General features: G+C 63.0%; 22 protein-coding genes and 1 tRNA gene. 12 read left to right on the top strand and 11 right to left on the bottom strand.

Annotated elements, in window-relative coordinates; translation table 11 throughout:
- Positions 1-209: 209 nt before the first annotated feature.
- A complete protein-coding gene (locus tag IB262_RS18395; protein WP_089044967.1) occupies positions 210-1,256 on the top strand; it encodes a low specificity L-threonine aldolase in 1,047 nt (348 codons plus the stop codon).
- A gap of 24 nt (positions 1,257-1,280) precedes the next feature.
- Here the strand turns inward: IB262_RS18395 and IB262_RS18390 are convergent, their stop codons facing one another.
- On the bottom strand, positions 1,281-2,138 hold the full coding sequence (locus IB262_RS18390; protein WP_034786796.1) for a LysR substrate-binding domain-containing protein: 858 nt from the start codon (positions 2,136-2,138) through the stop codon (positions 1,281-1,283).
- A 95-nt stretch (positions 2,139-2,233) separates the two neighbouring features.
- Here IB262_RS18390 and IB262_RS18385 point away from each other — a divergent pair, with 95 nt between their 5' ends.
- A complete protein-coding gene (locus tag IB262_RS18385; RefSeq protein WP_112976400.1) occupies positions 2,234-3,226 on the top strand; it encodes a bile acid:sodium symporter family protein in 993 nt (330 codons plus the stop codon).
- Positions 3,227-3,310: 84 nt separating this feature from the next.
- Here the strand turns inward: IB262_RS18385 and IB262_RS18380 are convergent, their stop codons facing one another.
- The gene (locus tag IB262_RS18380; RefSeq protein ID WP_034786801.1) at positions 3,311-3,772 is read right to left on the bottom strand and encodes an Hsp20 family protein; all 462 of its coding nucleotides are present in this window, start codon (positions 3,770-3,772) and stop codon (positions 3,311-3,313) included.
- A gap of 389 nt (positions 3,773-4,161) precedes the next feature.
- Here IB262_RS18380 and IB262_RS18375 point away from each other — a divergent pair, with 389 nt between their 5' ends.
- A complete protein-coding gene (locus tag IB262_RS18375) occupies positions 4,162-5,127 on the top strand; it encodes an alpha/beta hydrolase (protein ID WP_060604764.1) in 966 nt (321 codons plus the stop codon).
- A 113-nt stretch (positions 5,128-5,240) separates the two neighbouring features.
- Here IB262_RS18375 and hisN read toward each other — a convergent pair whose 3' ends face one another.
- Positions 5,241-6,014 (bottom strand): histidinol-phosphatase, encoded by a 774-nt coding sequence (gene hisN, locus IB262_RS18370; RefSeq protein ID WP_112976412.1) that lies wholly within the window; start codon positions 6,012-6,014, stop codon positions 5,241-5,243.
- Positions 6,015-6,453: 439 nt separating this feature from the next.
- On the bottom strand, positions 6,454-7,335 hold the full coding sequence (locus IB262_RS18365; protein WP_112976399.1) for an N-formylglutamate amidohydrolase: 882 nt from the start codon (positions 7,333-7,335) through the stop codon (positions 6,454-6,456).
- 200 nt (positions 7,336-7,535) lie between these two features.
- On the opposite strand from IB262_RS18365, the gene cpdR1 reads away from it, so the two are divergent.
- From cpdR1 to IB262_RS18350, 3 genes are all read left to right on the top strand, one after another.
- Positions 7,536-7,901, top strand: a complete 366-nt coding sequence (gene cpdR1 / locus IB262_RS18360) for a response regulator CpdR1 (RefSeq protein ID WP_034786813.1) — start codon at positions 7,536-7,538, stop codon at positions 7,899-7,901.
- A gap of 260 nt (positions 7,902-8,161) precedes the next feature.
- Positions 8,162-8,236: transfer RNA gene (locus tag IB262_RS18355), tRNA-Val, on the top strand.
- 575 nt (positions 8,237-8,811) lie between these two features.
- A complete protein-coding gene (locus IB262_RS18350; protein WP_112976398.1) occupies positions 8,812-9,504 on the top strand; it encodes an alpha/beta hydrolase in 693 nt (230 codons plus the stop codon).
- 91 nt (positions 9,505-9,595) lie between these two features.
- On the opposite strand, the gene IB262_RS18345 is transcribed toward IB262_RS18350, so the two are convergent.
- From IB262_RS18345 to IB262_RS18330, 4 genes are all read right to left on the bottom strand, one after another.
- Positions 9,596-9,871: a hypothetical protein gene (locus IB262_RS18345; protein ID WP_051659088.1), complete on the bottom strand. Its 276-nt coding sequence runs from the start codon at positions 9,869-9,871 to the stop codon at positions 9,596-9,598.
- Between the two features lie 33 nt (positions 9,872-9,904).
- Positions 9,905-10,096, bottom strand: coding sequence for a hypothetical protein (locus IB262_RS18340; RefSeq protein WP_112976397.1), 192 nt, complete (start codon positions 10,094-10,096; stop codon positions 9,905-9,907).
- Positions 10,097-10,180: 84 nt separating this feature from the next.
- Complete coding sequence (dapA, locus tag IB262_RS18335) at positions 10,181-11,119, bottom strand: 4-hydroxy-tetrahydrodipicolinate synthase (RefSeq protein WP_112976396.1); 939 nt, start codon at positions 11,117-11,119, stop codon at positions 10,181-10,183.
- 11 nt (positions 11,120-11,130) lie between these two features.
- Positions 11,131-11,622 carry a hypothetical protein gene (locus IB262_RS18330; protein WP_162728814.1) on the bottom strand — a complete coding sequence of 164 codons (492 nt, stop codon included), beginning with the start codon at positions 11,620-11,622 and terminating at the stop codon, positions 11,131-11,133.
- 301 nt (positions 11,623-11,923) lie between these two features.
- Between IB262_RS18330 and ilvD the strand changes: the two genes are divergently transcribed.
- Entirely contained in the window at positions 11,924-13,762 is a 1,839-nt protein-coding gene (gene ilvD / locus IB262_RS18325; RefSeq protein WP_034786822.1) for a dihydroxy-acid dehydratase, read from the top strand.
- A gap of 160 nt (positions 13,763-13,922) precedes the next feature.
- Positions 13,923-14,351 (top strand): lipocalin-like domain-containing protein, encoded by a 429-nt coding sequence (locus tag IB262_RS18320; protein ID WP_034786824.1) that lies wholly within the window; start codon positions 13,923-13,925, stop codon positions 14,349-14,351.
- 18 nt (positions 14,352-14,369) lie between these two features.
- Here the strand turns inward: IB262_RS18320 and IB262_RS18315 are convergent, their stop codons facing one another.
- Entirely contained in the window at positions 14,370-14,774 is a 405-nt protein-coding gene (locus tag IB262_RS18315; RefSeq protein ID WP_034786825.1) for a GFA family protein, read from the bottom strand.
- Between the two features lie 141 nt (positions 14,775-14,915).
- On the bottom strand, positions 14,916-15,323 hold the full coding sequence (locus IB262_RS18310) for a GFA family protein (RefSeq protein ID WP_034786827.1): 408 nt from the start codon (positions 15,321-15,323) through the stop codon (positions 14,916-14,918).
- A gap of 95 nt (positions 15,324-15,418) precedes the next feature.
- On the opposite strand from IB262_RS18310, the gene IB262_RS18305 reads away from it, so the two are divergent.
- Complete coding sequence (locus tag IB262_RS18305) at positions 15,419-15,892, top strand: helix-turn-helix domain-containing protein (protein ID WP_034787245.1); 474 nt, start codon at positions 15,419-15,421, stop codon at positions 15,890-15,892.
- A gap of 11 nt (positions 15,893-15,903) precedes the next feature.
- On the opposite strand, the gene IB262_RS18300 is transcribed toward IB262_RS18305, so the two are convergent.
- The gene (locus IB262_RS18300; protein WP_034786829.1) at positions 15,904-16,350 is read right to left on the bottom strand and encodes a MarR family winged helix-turn-helix transcriptional regulator; all 447 of its coding nucleotides are present in this window, start codon (positions 16,348-16,350) and stop codon (positions 15,904-15,906) included.
- A gap of 61 nt (positions 16,351-16,411) precedes the next feature.
- Between IB262_RS18300 and IB262_RS18295 the strand changes: the two genes are divergently transcribed.
- The 3 genes from IB262_RS18295 to IB262_RS18285 all read left to right on the top strand — a co-directional run bounded on the left by IB262_RS18295 (position 16,412) and on the right by IB262_RS18285 (position 18,613).
- Positions 16,412-17,140, top strand: coding sequence for a thioredoxin family protein (locus IB262_RS18295; RefSeq protein WP_034786831.1), 729 nt, complete (start codon positions 16,412-16,414; stop codon positions 17,138-17,140).
- A gap of 100 nt (positions 17,141-17,240) precedes the next feature.
- Positions 17,241-17,717 (top strand): DUF1579 domain-containing protein, encoded by a 477-nt coding sequence (locus IB262_RS18290; RefSeq protein WP_192493732.1) that lies wholly within the window; start codon positions 17,241-17,243, stop codon positions 17,715-17,717.
- Between the two features lie 128 nt (positions 17,718-17,845).
- On the top strand, positions 17,846-18,613 hold the full coding sequence (locus IB262_RS18285; protein WP_034786835.1) for a VOC family protein: 768 nt from the start codon (positions 17,846-17,848) through the stop codon (positions 18,611-18,613).
- Positions 18,614-18,933: the final 320 nt, after the last annotated feature.

Raw genomic sequence — 18,933 nt, 5'->3', positions numbered from 1 at the left:
ATCAGCAAATAATGGAGAAGATTTTGCCGAACATTGCCGGAAATTTCCGGCTTTTATAATTTAATTACGGCATATCGTCGTTTTCTTCATTTTGGTTTCAAACCGGTCTCCTGTTGGCCTTTCGGCCGCTGACCGTGATTGATCCGGCTATAAACTCGGCTAAGGTCGGCAAAAGCCGTCGAATTGACGGTGAAACAGGGTGAGAAGTGATGATTTTTTCGTCTGATAACTGGGCTGGCGCCCATCCCGCGATTGCCGAAAGCCTGATGGCCCATGCCGGCGGCTACGCGTCGGCCTATGGCACCAGCGAGCTTGACCGGAAGGTGGAGAAGAAGTTCGCGGACATCTTCGAAAGGGACGTCGCCGTCTTCTTCGTCGGCACCGGAACAGCCGCCAATTCGCTGGCACTGGCAACAGCCAACCGCGCCGGCGGCGTCGCCTTCTGCCATCGCGAGGCCCATGTCATCGCCGACGAATGCGGCGCGCCCGAATTCTTTTCGCATGGCGCCCGACTGAAACCCGTCGACGGACCGCGGGGCAAGATGGAGGCCTCCCGCCTTGAAGCCGAGATCCGGCGCTTCCCGCTCGATAACGTCCATGGCGGCCAGCCCAGTGCGGTATCGCTGACGCAGGCGACGGAAAGCGGCACCGTCTATTCGCTCGCCGAAATCGAAGCGATCGCGGCCGTCGCCAAGGGACACAAGCTGCCGCTGCACATGGATGGTGCGCGCTTCGCCAACGCGCTGGTCAGCCTCGACGTAACGCCCGCCGAAATGACCTGGAAGCGCGGCGTCGACCTCGTCTCCTTCGGCGGCACCAAGAACGGCTGCTGGTGCGCCGAGGCGCTGGTGCTGTTCGACCTCTCCAGGGCCCACGAGATGCACTTCCTGCGCAAGCGCTCCGCCCAGCTTTTCTCCAAGTCGCGTTTCGTCTCGGCGCAGTTCGACGCCTATTTCGCCGGCGATCTCTGGCTGAATCTCGCCCGTCACGCCAACGCCATGGCCACACGCCTGGCCGAGGGCATTGCCGCCGCAAAGACGAGCCGGCTTGCCTGGCAGGCCGATGCCAACGAGGTCTTCGCCATCATCAGCAAGGATGTGGCGGCGAAGCTCAGGCAGGATGGCGCCGTCTTCTACGACTGGCCAGTGCCGCACGACCTCGAGGGCAAGCTTGCTAAGAACGAGGGCCTCTATCGCCTCGTCACCAGCTTTGCGACCAAGGCCGAGGACGTCGACCGCTTCGTCGCCGGCTGCTGAGCGGTATCGGTATCAGCCCTGCCTTCAGGACTGCCCTTGCAGGGTCCTCAGATTGGCGAGGATTTCGACCGAGAGCGCCGCACTCAGCTTTCGGTCGACGCCCTTGCTCGGCACCAGCACGAATTCCACGTCTTCGAGCGGCGGCAGGAGCCCGGCCGGGATTTCCTTCAGCCCCGAGGGCACCATGCTGCGCGGCTGCACGAGCACGCCCATGCCGGCACGGGCCGCCGCCGTCAGGCCGCTGAGGCTGCCACAGGTGCATACGATCCGCCACGGCAGGCGGTGGCGGTCGAGCACTTCGAGCGCGACGCTGCGGGTGATGCTCGGCGGCGGAAAGGCGATCAGCGGCAGCACCTTGTCGCGCTTGATCCTCTCGGGATCGCGCGCGAGCCAAACCAGCGGTTCGCGATAGACGAGCTCGCCTCTGAGGTCGCCGAGCCTGCGCTTGGCAAGCACCAGATCGATCTCGCCATTGTCCTGCATCTGGTAGAGCACGCCGCTCAAGGCCACCGTGAGTTCCAGATCGACCGACGGATGCGCGCGGACGAAGTCTTCCAGCACCGCCGGCAGCCGGCTCATGACGAAGTCCTCGGAGACCCCGAGGCGGAGACGGCCGCGCAAACTGCTTTCGGCAAACAGCGCCCGGACCTCGCCGTCGATCGCCAGCATCGAGCGCGCGTGGGCAAGCAGCGCCTGCCCGTCTGCCGTCAGCGAAACGCGGTGCGTATCGCGGTCGACGAGCGTGCGTCCGAGCGAGGCTTCGAGCCGCTGGATATGCTGGCTGACCGTCGATTGCCCGAGCGATAGTTTTTCCGCCGCAAGCGTGAAGCTGCCCATCTGTTCGAGGGCGACGAAACTGCGCAACTGCACGAGATCCAACATAGCTCATCTCATTTCGTGATAACTGTTATTCCTTGCATCCTGCTTCACAATGAGCGATCCCCGCAAGACGTTCGATAACGAGCAAGTGAGCTGATATGCGCCGCTACCTTCCCGATACCTTCACGATCCTGCTTCTGGCGACGGTGCTGCTTGCATCCGTCCTGCCGATCCATGGCGAGGCAACCGAATGGTTCGGATTGGCGACGAAGGTGGCTGTCGGCATGGTCTTCTTCCTGCACGGGGCGCGCCTGTCGCGCGACGTGGTGATCGCCGGCATCCTGCATTGGCGCCTGCACCTGACCATCCTTGCCTCGACCTTCGTGCTCTTCCCGCTCATCGGCCTTGCGGTCGGCTTCGTGCCGGATTCGATCCTGCCGCAATCGCTCTATACCGGCATCCTCTTCCTCTGCGTGCTGCCCTCGACGGTGCAGTCGTCGATCGCATTCACCTCCATGGCCGGTGGCAATGTGCCGGCCGCGATCTGCTCGGCGTCGGCCTCCAACATTTTCGGCATGTTCCTGACGCCGCTGCTCGTCGGGTTGCTGTTTTCCGCCGGCGGCCATGGCACCGTCACGCTCGATGCGGTCAAGCAGATCCTGCTGCAGCTGCTTGCCCCCTTCGTCATCGGCCAGATGCTGCAGCCCGTGATCGGCAACTGGATCCGCGCCCGCAAGGGACTGTTGGCGCCGGTCGATCGCGGCTCGATCCTGATGGTCGTCTACCTCGCCTTCAGCCAGGCGGTCACCTCCGGCCTGTGGCAGACGTTTTCTCTGACCGATCTCGGCGTGCTCGTCGTCATCGAGATCGTCATGCTGGCGCTCGTGCTTGCCGTCACCATGTACGGCAGCCGCCTGCTCGGTTTCGACAAGGCCGACGAGATCGCCATCACCTTCTGCGGCTCGAAGAAGAGCCTTGCGAGCGGCGTCCCCATGGCAAGCGCCATCTTCGCCGGCCAGAACATCGGCGCAATCGTACTGCCCGTCATGCTGTTTCACCAGATCCAGCTGATGGCCTGCGCGGTGATTGCACAGCGCTATGCAGCAAGGAAAGCGGCGGCTTCCGCCATGCCGGTACCGGCCCAGCCCTGATTGATCCGACAACAAAAAACGGCGCCCGTAGAGGACGCCGTTCTTTGTGGGAGGTCTGTTTCATGCCCTGTTCGGGCGTGATGTTTAGAGGGTCTGAGCCTCGATCTGCTTCGGCTGCGATGCGACCGACGCGATTTCGATCCGGCGGGGCTTGGCGGCTTCCGGGATCTCGCGGGTAAGATCGATGTGCAGCAAGCCATTCTTCAGCGAAGCGGACTTGATCTCCACGTGATCGGCGAGCTGGAAGCGGCGTTCGAAGGCGCGCTTGGCAATGCCGCGATGGAGAAACTGGCTTTCTTCGCCCTTGTCCTCGGCCTTTTCGCCCTTGACCGTCAGCGTGTGTTCACGCGCCTCGATCGAAAGCTCGCTCTCGTCGAAACCGGCAACGGCCATGGTGATGCGGTAGGCGTTTTCGCCGGTGCGCTCGATGTTGTAGGGCGGATAGGTCTGGGCTTCACCCGGCTGGCCGAGGCTGTCGAGCATGGTGAACAGGCGGTCGAATCCGACGGTGGAGCGGTAAAGGGGAGAGAAATCGAAGTGACGCATGGTGTCCTCCTTGGAGCAACTTTTTGCGATGTCTGGTCGGCCACCCCATTCTGGCAGTGGCAGGACCGGTGAACGGACCCGTCTTCGGCGCCCGTGACCCTGATTTGGGGAGGCGATTTGACGACTTCAAGACGCCCCCGCCGACGATTTTTCCGTGAACCCGACATGAACGCCGGCTTCGGCTTCCGTTCAGCCCGACGGGACTAAAACAAAATCCTGGGCCGCAACGCCCAGGCTGAAGTGACATGTCCCTTCCCCTTCAGCGGCCGGAAACGGTGATCGTCCGGATTTCACCCACCGTTTCCGGCTTTTTTCTTTGACGGCGAAGACCCTGCCGCCTATCCCTTGATGCTACCGATCAACACGCTTTCACCTCCGGCCACGACCCCATGACCTCGATCCTCCACGCGACACCGGACAATCCGATCCCGGACAATCATGTCGCTGGCTTTTTCGATGGCATCGGCGGCCGCAAGATCCGCTATGCGATCTTCAAGACGAAGCAGCCGGTGGCGCGCGGCACGGTCGTTCTGCTGCAGGGCCGCAACGAATCGATCGAGAAGTACTTCGAGACGATTGCCGATCTGACTGCGGCCGGCCTCTGGGTCGCCACCTTCGACTGGCGCGGCCAGGCCGGCTCCGAGCGGCTGCTGGCGCACCCCGGACGCGGTTATGTCGACCACTTTTCCGACTATGAGCGCGACCTCAGCACCTTCCTCGAACAGATCGTGCTGCCCGATACCCGCCTGCCCTTCTCGATCGTCGCCCATTCCATGGGCGCTCTCGTTGCCCTCTCCCTCGCCCCGATGCTGGCAAGCCGCATCGATCGGCTGGTGGTGCTCGCACCCTTCGTCGGCCTTGGCGGCCAGGCGCTCGGCGAAAAGAGCATCGCGACGGTTGCGACCTTCATGCGGCTGGTCGGCCTCGGCGCCCTGCCGGCACATCCCGACAAGGGCAACCGCCCCTTCGAAAACAACGTGCTGACGGCCGATCGCCGCCGCTACGCCCGCAACATCGCGCTGACCGATGCGCATCCGGAACTGAGGCTCGGCCCCCCGACGGCGCGCTGGCTGAGCGAGGCTTTCCACGCCATGCGCCGGGTCATCCGCCGCGAGCATCTGACCCGCATCACCCTGCCGACGATCATCCTGGCACCGACGGCCGATCGGCTGGTACCCCATATCGCGGTCGAATGGCTGGCGCGCAATTTCCGCGCCGCCCAGATGATCCCGATCGACGGCGCCCGACACGAGCTGCTGCACGAGGCGGACCGCTACCGCGCCCAGGCGATGGCGGCGATCCTCGCCTTCGTCATCCCCGAAGAAGGCGACGCGCGCGAAACCACCGCCGCCTGAAGCAAGCGGTCGCTCGCGCTACACAGCGCCGCACGTCCTATCAGACGCGCAAAGGTCACTGTAACACGTTGATTTTACGGATGTCTGGACCGCCGCGCGAGGCGCAGGGCGCATCAGCCCTTCAGGATTTCCAGCGCCTGCGCGTGCAGTTCGGCATTGCTGGCAGCAATAACTTCGCCGCCCATTTCCGCCGGACCGCCCTGCCAGTTGGTGACGATGCCGCCGGCCTGCTCGATCAGAGGGATGAGCCCGCCGACATCATAGGGCTTCAGCCCGCATTCGATTACCAGATCGACATGGCCGGCGGCCAGAAGTGCGAATGCGTAGCAATCGCAGCCGTAGCGGAACAGACGCACCTTGCTTTGCACCGTCTCATAGCGGGTCTTGAGATCGCCGGAATAGAGATGCGGCGAGGTGGTGAAAAGCACCGCGTCGTCAAGCGATCTGCAGGCGCGGGTCGAAAGCACCTGCTCGCCACCCGGCCCGCGGTAGACCGATTTCGTGCCGTCGGCGAAATAGCGCTCGCCGGTGAAAGGCTGGTCCATCAGGCCCATGACCGCATCGCCATTGCGATAGAGGCCGACCAGCGTGCCCCAGACCGGCAAGCCGGAAATGAAGGCGCGCGTGCCGTCGATCGGGTCGATGACCCAGACATACTCGCGGTCGAGGCCAATATTGCCGTGCTCTTCGCCAAGAATGCCATGGTCCGGGAAATGCGCCTCGATCAGCGCGCGGATCGCCGCTTCCGCCGATTGGTCCGCTTCCGTTACCGGATCGAAGCCGCTCTCCAGCTTGTTGACCACGCTGGTCCCGATCCGAAAGCGCGGCAGGGTTTCCGCCTTGGCGGCATCTGCAAGGCGATCGAAGAAGGCGCGGTCAGGCAACATGGCGATCTCTCTGAAAAACATGGAGGAAGGTACGTCCTGCATAGACGAAATTTGTCGAAAGGCAAACGACCGAGCACGCCCACCTGCGGGCGTCGTCGGCGTCAGGGCCGGAGCATTTCGCACTGCACCACGACCGCTTCGCACTTCAAACGCGACTTTGGAGAATTCAATCGGTTGATTCGCCATTTCCGGCTGAAAAACTTTTGACGCGACGCAAAAGTTTTCACCGGCAAACTTGACATTTGTGCAGTGCAATATTATGGTTTTCCTGCAGTCACCTGTGACTGTAAATACCCTCCTTGGGTGTTTCCTCCCTAGACTTGACCGCGCCGTTGGCGCGGTTTTTTTTGAACCTCCCCGACTGCAAAATACCAAGCGTCGCCAGTACCTTGCTGGACGCCATCCCGCTTTGCCGGTTCTTCCTGGTTTTTGGGAAAGGCTACTCGGCCGCCAGCGGCAGGTAAGCGCCGTAGTCCTCGACGTGGCGGGCAAGCGAGCCGATGAAGGTCGTGAGATCGGCAACCAGCACACCGAAGTCAGGTTTGCGCACCAGCGTCGCCTCGTCGACATAGAGCGCCCGGTTGATCTCGATCTGCAGCGCATGCAGCCCGCGCGTCGGCCGGCCGTAGTGCTCGGTGATGAAGCCGCCGGCATAGGGCTTGTTGCGCACGACGCTGTAGCCGAGCTGCTGCAGCAGATCGACCGCAGCGCGCGAAAGCTCACCGGCAGCACTGGTACCGTAACGGTCGCCGATGATGAAGTCGGGCCGCTGGGCGCTGCCCGGCAGATGCACATTGCCCGGCATCGAGTGGCAGTCGATCAGCACCGAGAGGCCGAACTGCACGTGTGTGCGCGCGATCAGCTTGCGCAAGGTGGCGTGATAGGGCTTGTAGATCGTCTCGATCCGCGTCAGCGCGTCCTCGACCGGGAACCGTCCACGATAGATTTCCATGTTCTCGGCCACCAGCCGCGGGATCGTTCCGAGCCCGCCTGCGACGCGCATCGAGCTGATGTTGGCATGCGGCGGTAGCGGCCCGTCGAACATGCGCGGATCGAGTTCGTATGGCTCGCGGTTGACGTCGAGGAAGGCGCGCGGGAAATGCGCAAGCAGCATCGGCGCGCCGAGGAACGTCGCGTTCTGGAACAGCTCATCGACATAGTGGTCTTCCGACCGGCGAATCGAAAGCGCGTCGAGCCTGGACTGGTCGAGAAAACTCTGGGGATAGGAGCGGCCGCTGTGCGGCGAATTGAACACAAAGGGAATGCGCTGGATTGGAGGTTCAAGGACCTCGAACAGTTCCCTCTCCGCAATTTCCCCCATCTGAACCCTTTTTTACCATATGCGGTACTTGCAATTGTCATCATGTTGCCAGTTGGCCCGCTCTGTGTCCATAGTGGCCAATCACAGCATCCCGGGGAATTGACGTCCCGCGTTCACGAGATATTTACCGCGTTGCGGTTTGGATAAAACGCCGCAATCTACGCGCAATGAACTGAATAAAGAGAAGCACGGCCCAATTCATGACTGCGAAAATCCTTCTTGCCGAAGACGACAACGACATGCGCCGGTTCCTGGTGAAGGCGCTGGAAAAGGCCGGCTACAAGGTCATGTCCTATGACAACGGCGCCAGCGCTTACGACCGGCTTCGCGAAGAACCGTTCTCGCTCCTTTTGACCGACATCGTCATGCCTGAGATGGACGGCATCGAACTGGCGCGGCGCGCGACGGAACTCGACCCGGACCTCAAGGTCATGTTCATCACCGGCTTTGCCGCCGTTGCGCTCAACCCCGACAGCAAGGCGCCGAAGGATGCCAAGGTGCTGTCCAAGCCCTTCCACCTGCGTGACCTCGTCGACGAGGTCAACAAGATGCTGGCTGCTGCCTGATCAAGGCAGTTTTCCACAGGCGCGACGTCCCGCGACTGTAAAGAATGCGACTTAGAACCGACCGCCGCGATCCACAGGGATCTCCGGCGGTCTTTTCGTTTCAATACCTTAGCAGAAACCCAGCAAATCCGGCGTCTTGCCGGTGTCTCATCGACGCCGCCCCCATGGGGAAAATCACCGCCTCTAAATTTCTGTCAAAAAACCTTCGAAAACCCTATTGACGCGACAACGGCTTTTGTGGTCTATGCGCCACATCGGATGGGCGTGTAGCTCAGCGGGAGAGCACTACGTTGACATCGTAGGGGTCACAAGTTCGATCCTTGTCACGCCCACCATTCGAATTCAAAGGCCTTTCGAGAAATCGAAAGGCCTTTTTCGTTTCCCTCGATTTCTTCCTGGCAACAACAGACGAACGGCCCGCTCGCCGCGGCCTTGATCAAAACGCTGTGCGCCAAGTTGCCCACAGCCAACGCTCAGACTTTGGTCCGACGGGGGCCGGCAAAGGTCCGGGGCGCATTGTCGAATCGGCTTCGCAGTGACTTGATGCCGATGCGCCCGGAAGCACAGCCCGCCTCCTGGGCGCAACCGGTCCCAGAGCGATGCCCCGTAGCCCCAATACGCCGCTCTGGGACCCCGTCTTCTCCTCATCCTGTCGCCATCGGCCTGCCATCGCGGCCACCGCCTGCGGGGACGCGCAGGGTTGGTCTTCCGTCACGAAAATTTGTGGTTTGCGTCATGGAACGCACGCCTTCCCGCCCTAATTTACGTCTGCAATCTCAACGCCTTGCCACGCGCCAGGCGCAAAGCAAGGGAACCCACCAAAACCGACGACGGGCAGCATGCCTCGCCTCACCCGAGCGAGTGTGATGCCGAACCGAGCACCTCTCCATTCGAGCGAAAGGAACTGATCATGCCGGCAGTCAAGAACATCGTGCTTGTGCACGGCGCCTGGGGCGATGCCTCCCATTGGCGCCACGTCATTCCGCCGCTCCACGCCAAGGGCTACGGAATTGCCGCGGTTCAGAACCCGCTGACCTCGCTTGCCGACGACGTCGAGCGCACCCGCAAGCTGGCCGAATCGCTCGAGGGCCCGACCCTGCTCGTCGGCCACTCCTATGGTGGTGCTGTTATCAGCGGCGCCGGTCATGCGGCCAACGTCGTCGGGCTCGTCTATGTCGCGGCATTCGCGCCGGATGAAGGCGACAGCCTCGGCAGCATCTTTGCAAGGCGCGAGCCGCCATCCGGCGCCGCCAGCATCCGTCCCGACAAGGACGGCTTCCTCTGGCTGGCGCAGGATACGTTCCGTGAGAGTTTCGGCCAGGACCTGAGCGAGACCGAAGCACTGGTCATGGCGGTCGCACAGAAACCGATCGCCGGGCGTTGCTTCGAGGACAAGGCCGGGGCTCCCGCCTGGAAGACGAAGCCCAGTTGGTACCAGGTCTCGCGCCACGACCACATGATCCCGCCGGAAACCGAACAATGGATGGCCGAGCGCATCAAGGCGAAGAAGATCATCACGCTCGATGCCAGCCACGCCTCCCTTGCCTCGCACGCCAAGGAGATCGTGGCGCTGATCGACGAGGCGATCGCTTCGCTCGGCTGAGCGTCCGCCAGCGCGGCGCCCCGACAAGAGAAAACCCCGCCAGCGCCGAACTGGTGGGGTTTCTTCCTTACGCCTGCATCAGGATGCGGCGTCAGGCATAGGCGCCGCGCCGGCGCTGTCGCATGGCCCTCGGCCTGCGCGAAAACGTATCAAGGTCGATGGCCGCCCCTTCCGGCGCGCGACACACCTCCTCCGGATGCCGGTCGCTCGCTTCCACGGCGAAATGGATTGCGGCGCTCTCATTGGTAAAGAGGCCGCCGACGAGACCCTTGCGGTCGGATACGACCCACCAGCCGTGCCGGTCGCGGCCAACGACGAAACGCGCGCGCGCCAGGAAACCACGACGGATCTGCTGCATACTGCCCATGATCGAACAATCCTTGTTGACGAAAGCGAAGCCTTAGCCGGCAATCCACGGAAGTGCGGCCTGGATGCCGTAGGCAAGGCCGAGGACAACGGCGAGCCTGATGCCGATACCGAGAAAGGCATCGCGAACGGCGCTGTCCCTGGGCGGAAGGCGCTCAGCGCGCTCGCTGCTTTCGATGCGCCGGCGCTCAGCGGCGCGCGCGGCAAGATGGGGGAAACGGGACATGGTCTTTCCTTTCAGGTGAGATGGATGCGGACGGCGGGAGCCGCCGGGCAATCGGGCACGACAGATCCGTGCGAAGACGAACCGTCAGCCAGCAAGCGCGATGCGCACCCCGCGGCCGATCTGGGTGCGGGCCGGAAGCTCGGTCAGCGGTTCGAGCGCCGCGCGGATCTCGGCCGCCGTCTCCGGCGCCACCTGCGTCAGCGGCAGACGCACCTCCGGGCTGAGCGCCCGCACCAGGTGCAACGCGTATTTCACCGGCCCCGGATTGGTCTCGCGCTCGAGCGCCGTGAGCAGCGGGCGGAGCCGCTCATGAAGGGCGAGCGCCGCTGCGACATTTCCGGTCGTGACAGCCTGGTGCATGGCGACCACCAGCCGCGGCATGACATTGGACGCCACCGAGATGGTGCCGTGACCGCCGCAGAAATTGAACGGCAGCGCCGTCTGGTCGTGACCCGAGAGCTGCATGAGTCTGGCCTTCAGGGCTGGCGACGAAGACAGGAAGCGACCGACGTCGCCGGTGGCGTCCTTGATGCCGACGACATTTTGAAGCTCCGCCAGCCGCTCGATCGTCCGCGCGGCGAGATCGACCCCGGTGCGCGAGGGCACATTGTAGATGATGATGGGAAGATCCACCGCCCGGGCGACCGCCTCGAAGTGGCGATAAAGCCCCTCCTGCGACGGCTTGCTGTAATAGGGCGCAACGACGAGCGCCGCGTCGGCGCCGAGCGTCTTGGCTTCCGCCGTCAGTTCGATCGTCGTCGCAGTACTGTTGGTGCCGGTTCCGGCGATAACCGGGATCTTGCGTTCCGCCACCTCGACGCAGCGTTCGATCACCATGGCCCGTTCCGCCCGCGACAGCGTCGGCGCCTCACCGGTGGTGCCACAGGCGACGATGCCGGAAATGCCGTGTCGGATCTGCCATTCCACGAGCGACATCAGGCCGACGACATCAACCTTGCCGTCCCGGAACGGCGTGACGAGCGCCGTGATCGCGCCTTCGAGGCGCAGCGAATGCATGTTCATGGAAATATCCTTCAGGTGGGAAGTTGGCCACGGCCGGCAGCAGCCGCAAGCTGATGGCCGCGGCAGGAGCGCAGGAAGGCGCCAAGGATCGCCGCGGCAAGGTCGGCATGCCGTGCCTTGAAGGTGATGCGGCCGGCTCCGGGTGGCTGATAGCGCAGCGCGCAGGTCCACAGCCCGAACTCGTGACTGAGCGTTCGAAGGCACAGTTTCGCTTCGGTCGCCGACGTCAGGTGAATGACGGCATCGACCAGCGCATCGGCGGCCATCAGTTCACGGAACCGACGCGACGGCCATTCTCCAGCCGCCAGATCCAGCAGGTCCGCGATCACCCGCACCGCCTCCCAGACATGGTGCTCGCGCAGGCGGCGAACGGCGGTGAGCCGCAGCATGAGCGCATCGAGCGCCTCCGGAGCCCTTTCGCCACCTGTGAGCTCAGGGCCTGCATCGACCTCGCGTAGAGCCTCGGGCAAATGACGGTGGATGTTGAAATCCTGGAGAGACATGGCACGCATCCCTATTCGATGCGACAAGGCTAGACCCGGCAGGCGTCCAGTTTCGATTGCGACTTCAGGCGCTCGACATAAGATTTCCGTAAAGCGCTTCGGCGGGTGTTGTCCAAGGCGCCGGCCGCGGTCTAGATTTGATTTCCGAAGCGGCGAAAGCCTGGCGCGACAGCGCGCGCAGCGTCGAAATAATCTGACGCAAAAGATGACGCGCGCGCAATTTTGCGCTAGGTAGCCCCTTCGGTGGCGATCAGGGATCGCCATTCCCGAGCAATACCCCTTGTCCGTGAAGGAACATGCCATGCCTGCCTATCGCTCACGTACCACCACCCACGGCCGCAACATGGCCGGTGCCCGCGGCCTCTGGCGCGCGACGGGCATGAAGGACAGCGATTTTGGCAAGCCGATTATTGCGGTGGTGAACTCGTTCACCCAGTTCGTGCCCGGCCACGTGCACCTTAAGGATCTTGGCCAGCTCGTCGCCCGCGAGATCGAGGCTGCCGGCGGCGTCGCCAAGGAATTCAACACCATCGCCGTCGACGACGGCATCGCCATGGGTCACGACGGCATGCTCTATTCGTTGCCGTCGCGCGAAATCATCGCCGATAGCGTCGAGTACATGGTCAACGCCCACTGCGCCGACGCCATGGTCTGCATCTCCAACTGCGACAAGATCACGCCCGGCATGCTGATGGCGGCGCTTCGCCTCAACATCCCCGCAGTCTTCGTTTCCGGCGGCCCGATGGAAGCCGGCAAGGTCGTGCTGCACGGCAAGACGCATGCACTCGACCTGGTCGACGCCATGGTCGCCGCAGCCGACGACAACGTCTCGGACGAGGACGTCAAGGTCATCGAACGCTCGGCCTGCCCGACCTGCGGCTCTTGCTCCGGCATGTTCACCGCCAACTCGATGAACTGTCTGACCGAAGCGCTCGGCCTGTCGCTGCCCGGCAACGGCTCGACGCTCGCCACCCACGCCGACCGCAAGCGCCTCTTCGTCGAGGCCGGCCACCTGGTCGTCGATCTCGCCCGCCGCTATTACGAGCAGGAAGACGAGAACGTGCTGCCGCGCAAGGTCGCCTCGAAGAAGGCGTTTGAAAACGCCATGGCGCTCGATATCGCCATGGGCGGCTCGACCAACACCGTGCTGCACATTCTCGCCGCCGCCCACGAGGGCGAGGTCGATTTCACCATGGCGGACATCGACCGCCTGTCGCGCAAGGTTCCCTGCCTGTCGAAGGTCGCTCCGGCGAAAAGCGACGTGCACATGGAAGACGTGCACCGTGCCGGCGGCATCATGTCGATCCTCGGCGAACTCGAGAAGGGCGGCCTCATCAACCGCGATTGCCCGACGGTCCACAGCGCCACGCTCGGCGACGCCATCGACCGCTGGGACATCACCCGCACGACCAGCGAAACCGTTCGCAACTTCTTCCGCGCGGCACCGGGCGGCATCCCGACCCAGGTGGCCTTCAGCCAGGAAGCGCGCTGGGACGAGCTCGACACCGACCGCGAAAAGGGCGTCATCCGCTCGGTCGAACATCCCTTCTCCAAGGATGGCGGCCTCGCCGTCTTGAAGGGCAACATCGCGATCGACGGCTGCATCGTGAAGACCGCGGGCGTCGACGAGAGCATCCTGAAGTTCTCCGGCCCGGCCCGCGTCTTCGAAAGCCAGGATGCGTCGGTCAAGGCGATCCTCGGCAACGAGATCAAGGCCGGCGACGTCGTCGTCATCCGCTATGAAGGCCCCAAGGGCGGCCCGGGCATGCAGGAAATGCTCTATCCGACGAGCTACCTGAAATCGAAGGGCCTCGGCAAAGCCTGCGCGCTGATCACCGACGGCCGCTTCTCCGGTGGCACCTCGGGCCTGTCGATCGGCCACGTTTCGCCGGAAGCGGCCAATGGCGGCACGATCGGCCTGGTGCGCGAAGGCGACATGATCGACATCGACATCCCGAACCGCACGATCAGCCTGCGCGTCGACGAGGCGGAACTTAGCCGTCGCCGCACTGAGCAGGACGCCCAGGGCTGGAAGCCGACCGAACAGCGCAAGCGCAAGGTGACGACGGCACTCAAGGCCTATGCCGCCTTTGCCACCTCCGCCGACCGCGGTGCTGTGCGCGACCTCGGCGAACACTGACCAGCTACGTTCGGGCTGCGCCCGAGCGGCGCAAGAAACAACGAAGGGCTCCCGCGCGTCGGGGGCCCTTTTCTTTGATCTCATCCTAGGGATCGGCCCGGCTTTGCCGGACAGGAAGCATCTGCTATTTTAGTTTACCCTAAAATCAAACAGGTGGGTCATGGCGGACGAGTCTGGATTGCTCGGCACCTGGAAGATGCTTTCCTGGACGCGCGAGGTCGTCGCCACTGGCGAGGTCACCGATGCCATGGGCCCTGATCCTATCGGCTATCTCTCGTACTTTCCCGATGGCCGGATGACCGCCGTTGTGGTGAAACGCGATCGACCGCAGCTCAAAGGACTCGTGCCGTCTCACGACGAAAAGGCGGCACTGTTTGATTCCATGCTCGCCTATTCCGGCTCCTATTCGCTCAAGGACGGCCGGATCATCCATCATGTCGAGGCAAGCTGGAACCCGGCCTGGGGCGTCTCCGACCTGATCCGCCCCTTTGTCCTGCAAGGGGATAAGCTGGTGATCTACGGCGCGCCGGGCGTGGACCCGGCAACTGGCGAGGAGGTCATCTATCACCTCGAATTTCGCAAGATGTAACCAGCTTAGCTGTGGGCTCTAGAGGTGACGGGTCTCGGCTGGCGCGTGGAACCAGTTGTTGTTGCGCCCGTCCATGTACTGCACCGGTGCTTCGGCCAGCACCGCCGGATCGAGGTCGTCGAGGCAGGCGAGGTTGACGGAGTAATAGGCGCCGCCAATCTCCTCGATATAGCCGTGGCCGAAGGCGGCAACGCCGCAGGTCCTGCAGAAGCGGTGATGCACGCTGTCGCTGCCGAACTGGTAGTCGGCGATATTGGCTTCGTCGCACTGCAGCCGGAAAGCGTCGGGCTTCACGACCGCCCCCCAGTAGCGCCGCTTCCAGCAAATCGAGCAGTTGCATTTGCCGGTGCCGGCATCGAGGTCGATGTCGGCCTCATAGCGGATGTTTCCGCAATGGCAGCTTCCCTTATAGGTCAGTTTCATACCCGTCGCTCCTGCGTGGCGGGCCAGGCAGGCCCCCTATTGCCGCCCACCCGGCAGGCGATATGCTGCCAGGTGAAGCTGATGCAGTCCATATGCCATATTGACAACATATTGTCAAATAGGAGCGAGATCTCGCACGCGTCAGAGATGACGGAATTCGGCAGGCGTTTCATCCCAGCGGTCGTTCCGGCCATCCAGATATTGCACCGACACCTTAGCCAGGACCGTCGGATCGACATCGTCCAGCGTTGCGACATTGATGCTGCAATAGGCGCCGCCGAGTTCCTCGACATAACCATGGCTATAGGAGGCGATGCCGCAGGCAGGGCAGAAGCGGTGGTTGCCAACCTTGGCGCCAAACTGATAGAGCCCAACCTGATCTTCCGGTGACAGGAGGCGAAAATCCTCCGGCTGGACCTGTGCACCCCAGTAGCGGGCCTTGCCACAGAACGAGCAATTGCATCGCGTCGTCCCCGCATCAAGATCGAAAGTCGCTTCGTATCTGACCTTGCCGCAATGGCAACCGCCGCTGTAAGTCCTTCTCGCCATGCTCTCATCTCCCTTGCTAAAATGACTTGCTGAAACGACCGCATCATGACAACATGATGTCATACAAACATTCACACGACGGTGGTGCTGTCAACATGAAAGATCCCGATCGGACACCCGCCGGAGACGCCTTTGCGGAGTTCGCCATATCGGTACTGCGGCTAGCCGGCCCGTTGACGCAGGCCGGCGACGCACTCGCCAAACCTTCCGGACAGACGAGCGCCCGCTGGCAGGTGCTGGCCGCGGCAAACCATGCGCCGATGTCGGTTGCCGATGCGGCACGCGCGCTCGGCCTTGCGCGCCAGGGGGTGCAGCGCATCGCCGATCTCTTGGAGGCCGAAGGGCTGATCGCCTACAGGGACAACCCGACCCACCAGAGGGCAAAGCTCATGGTTCTGACTGCGGCAGGAGAAACGGCACTGCACGACATCAAGGAGCGGCAGGCGGCCTGGGCGGACGGCCTGGGCGGCGCACTCGGCGAACGACGGCTGCGGCAGGCCTCTGCCTTGATCGCCGAGGTGATCGAGGTGCTCAAGGAGCGCCCCGCGCCAGAGCCGTCCGAGGACTGACCGGCCGCGCGTCAAGCCAGCCTTAAGAGATCGGCACGCAGGCGGTCCGAACCGCCGTCATCGAGCACCGGATCGAGCGCCTCATGCAGGTTCCGCCAGATCGGCACGGCGCGCGCCAGCAGCGCCTGCCCTTCGGTCGTCAGCCGCAATCGCCGCGACCGCCGGTCGTCGGCATCCGGGAAGCTTTCGACCAGGCTGCGCCGTTCCAGCGGCTTCAACGCCGCCGTCAAGGTCGTCCGGTCCATGGCAAGAAGCGACGCCACCGAGCCCATATTGGGCGGCGCCGGGCGGTTGAGCGACATCAGGAGAGAGAACTGTCCGTTGGTGATATCGAGCGGGCGTAGCGCCTCGTCGAACCGGCGGGCAATGGCGCGCGCTGCGCGTTGCACATGCAGGCAGAGGCAGGTGTCCTTCACATGCAGGGTAGTGTCGAACGAAACAAGCGGCATTTTTGACATGCCCGATTAATGTTGATATCAACGTAAATAGTCAAGTGCAACGTTGGAAGGAGGAACGGGCATGAGACAGGATCACGCAGTGGTATCGCCTGGAGAGTGGCTGAAAGCGCGCAAAGATCTGCTTGCGCTGGAAAAGGAACACACCCACGCACGCGACAAGGTCAATGCCGCCCGGCTGGCCTTGCCCTGGGTGAAGATGGAAAAGACCTACGTCTTCGATACGCGGGCGGGCCGCAAATCCCTGTCCGAGCTTTTCGACGGCCGCAGCCAGCTCATGGTCTACCATTTCATGTTCGGCCCCACCTGGGAGGCCGGTTGCCCCGGCTGCTCCTTCCTGGTCGATCATTTCGCCGGCATGCTGCCGCACCTCAACCATCACGACGTGACGCTGGTCGCCGCATCGAACGCGCCGCTCGCAAAGATCGAAACCTACAAGAAACGCATGGAGTGGGATTTCCCCTGGGTCTCGGCGGAAGGCAACGGCTTCAACCATGACTTCCACGTGGCCTTTTCGCCAGACGAGCTCGCAAGCGGCAAAGTCGGGTACAACTTCACCGACATAGAAAGCGCTAATGCGCATGAGGAACTGCCCGGTCTCAGCGCCTTCCAGAAGGGCGAGGACGGCACGATCTACCACACCTATTCGTCCTATGCCCGCGGGCTCGAGGAACTCGTGGGCACACTGATGCTGCTCGACCGCGCACCCAAGGGGCGCAACGAGGACGGGACCATGAGCTTCGTTCGCCGCCACGACGAATATGATCGGGAGCCCGGACGCAAGGCGGGCTGAATTCCGCATCCCGGCGGACGGAACTTTTCGCCCGCAAAATCGTTTTGAGAACGCTCGCGTGCCGGGCCGAACGTCTGCGCCCGGTCAAGAAGGAAATCCCGTGAGAGCAGAACCGGAAGAAGCGCACCGCTGGCTCGAGCAATTGCTGGGCGACTGGCACGTTCGCACGGCCGGCTCCGATGGCGAGCCCGATGGCAGCGGGCCCTGGACCGAGCATGTCCGGTCACTCGAAGGCCTCTGGATCGTCTGCGAGGGTCAGGGAACGATGCCGGGCGGCAGTTTCGGCCAGACGCTGATGACGCTCGGCTTCAATCCGCAGACAAAACGTTACGTCGGCACCTGGGTCGGTTCGATGATGAGCCACATGTGGATCTATGACGGAGAACTGGACGCGGACGGCACGTCCCTCTCCCTCTACTGCGAGGGGCCAGATTTCGAAAACCCCGGCAGGACCATGCGCTACCGCGACGTCATCACGCTTGCCGGGCCATCCCGTCGGCTGCTGACGGCGCAGGCGCAAACAGCGGACGGAAACTGGAAAGACTTGATGACGGCGGAATACCTACGTCGGGATTGAAAGCCGCGCTGACGACGGCCTTGGCTGTTCGGCCACGCATCATGTCAGGCTGACCCGACGACAGTTCATTCGAACAGGCAAACAAGTGGCGCCAGATACGCCGCGCCAGAGCAACCCGGAGGAAGGCAATGGCAGATCACGGCAAATTCGTTTGGTACGAACTGATGACCACCGACATGGCGGCCGCCGAGACGTTCTACAAGGACGTGGTCGGCTGGGCCGCCAGCGATGCCGGCATGGCCGGCATCAGCTACACGCTGTTTAACGTCGGCGAGATTCCGGTGGCGGGATTGATGACCATGCCGGAAGGCGCGCTCGAAATGAACGTGCCGCCCGCCTGGCTCGGCTATGTCGGCGTCGACGATGTCGATGTGAGCGCCGCCAGCATCGCCGCCAAGGGCGGCAAGGTGCACCGGGCGCCGGACGATATCCCGGGGATAGGGCGCTTCGCCGTCGTCACCGATCCGCACGGCGCGGTCTTCTCGATCTTCAAGGGTACGGGCGATCCGCCGCCGGTCACCGACCCGATGGCCCCCGGACTGATCGGCTGGCACGAGCTTGCCTCGGGCGACCTCGACACCGCCTTCCCCTTCTATTCCGAACTCTTCGGCTGGACGAAGGACCAGGGCATGGACATGGGCGAAATGGGCATCTACCAGATCTTCGCCCATGGCGGCGCCCCGATCGGCGGGATGATGACCAAGCCGAAGGAGGTGCCCGCGCCTTACTGGCTCTACTACATCAACGTACCGGCCATCGATGCCGCCATCGAACGCATCAAGGCTGGCGGCGGCAAGATCGTGCTGGAGCCGATGGAGGTCCCCGGAGGCGCCTGGATCGTTCAGGCGCTCGACCCGCAGGGCGCCCTCTTCGCACTGGTCGGGCCGAAGCGCTGAGACGACTGCATGTCTCCTTAAATCGTCCTCGACGTAAGGGAACAGACTTGCAGAAAATCAAAGTGTTACAGCGACCTTAGCCCGTCTGATAAGACGCGCGGCGCTTTAGGCGGCAGCACAGATCACGTTGCCGTGAAGAGTTGCTGAAGTAAAATGACGACCAACCAAGTCCAGGCCCGCTTTCGGCAAGAAGGCGGGCAGGATTTATTGCGATCATGGACCGGAAAGCGAATACGGGGGCCGCAAAGCTGGGGTCTGCCGTGCGCCGGGCGCATCCCTCGGTTGCGGAATAGCCCCTAGTATTTCAGGGTATTTCAAGC

Source organism: Ensifer sp. ENS02, from assembly GCF_014851885.1.
Lineage (GTDB): Bacteria > Pseudomonadota > Alphaproteobacteria > Rhizobiales > Rhizobiaceae > Ensifer > Ensifer adhaerens.
This window is presented reverse-complemented; position numbering and strand designations above follow the sequence as displayed.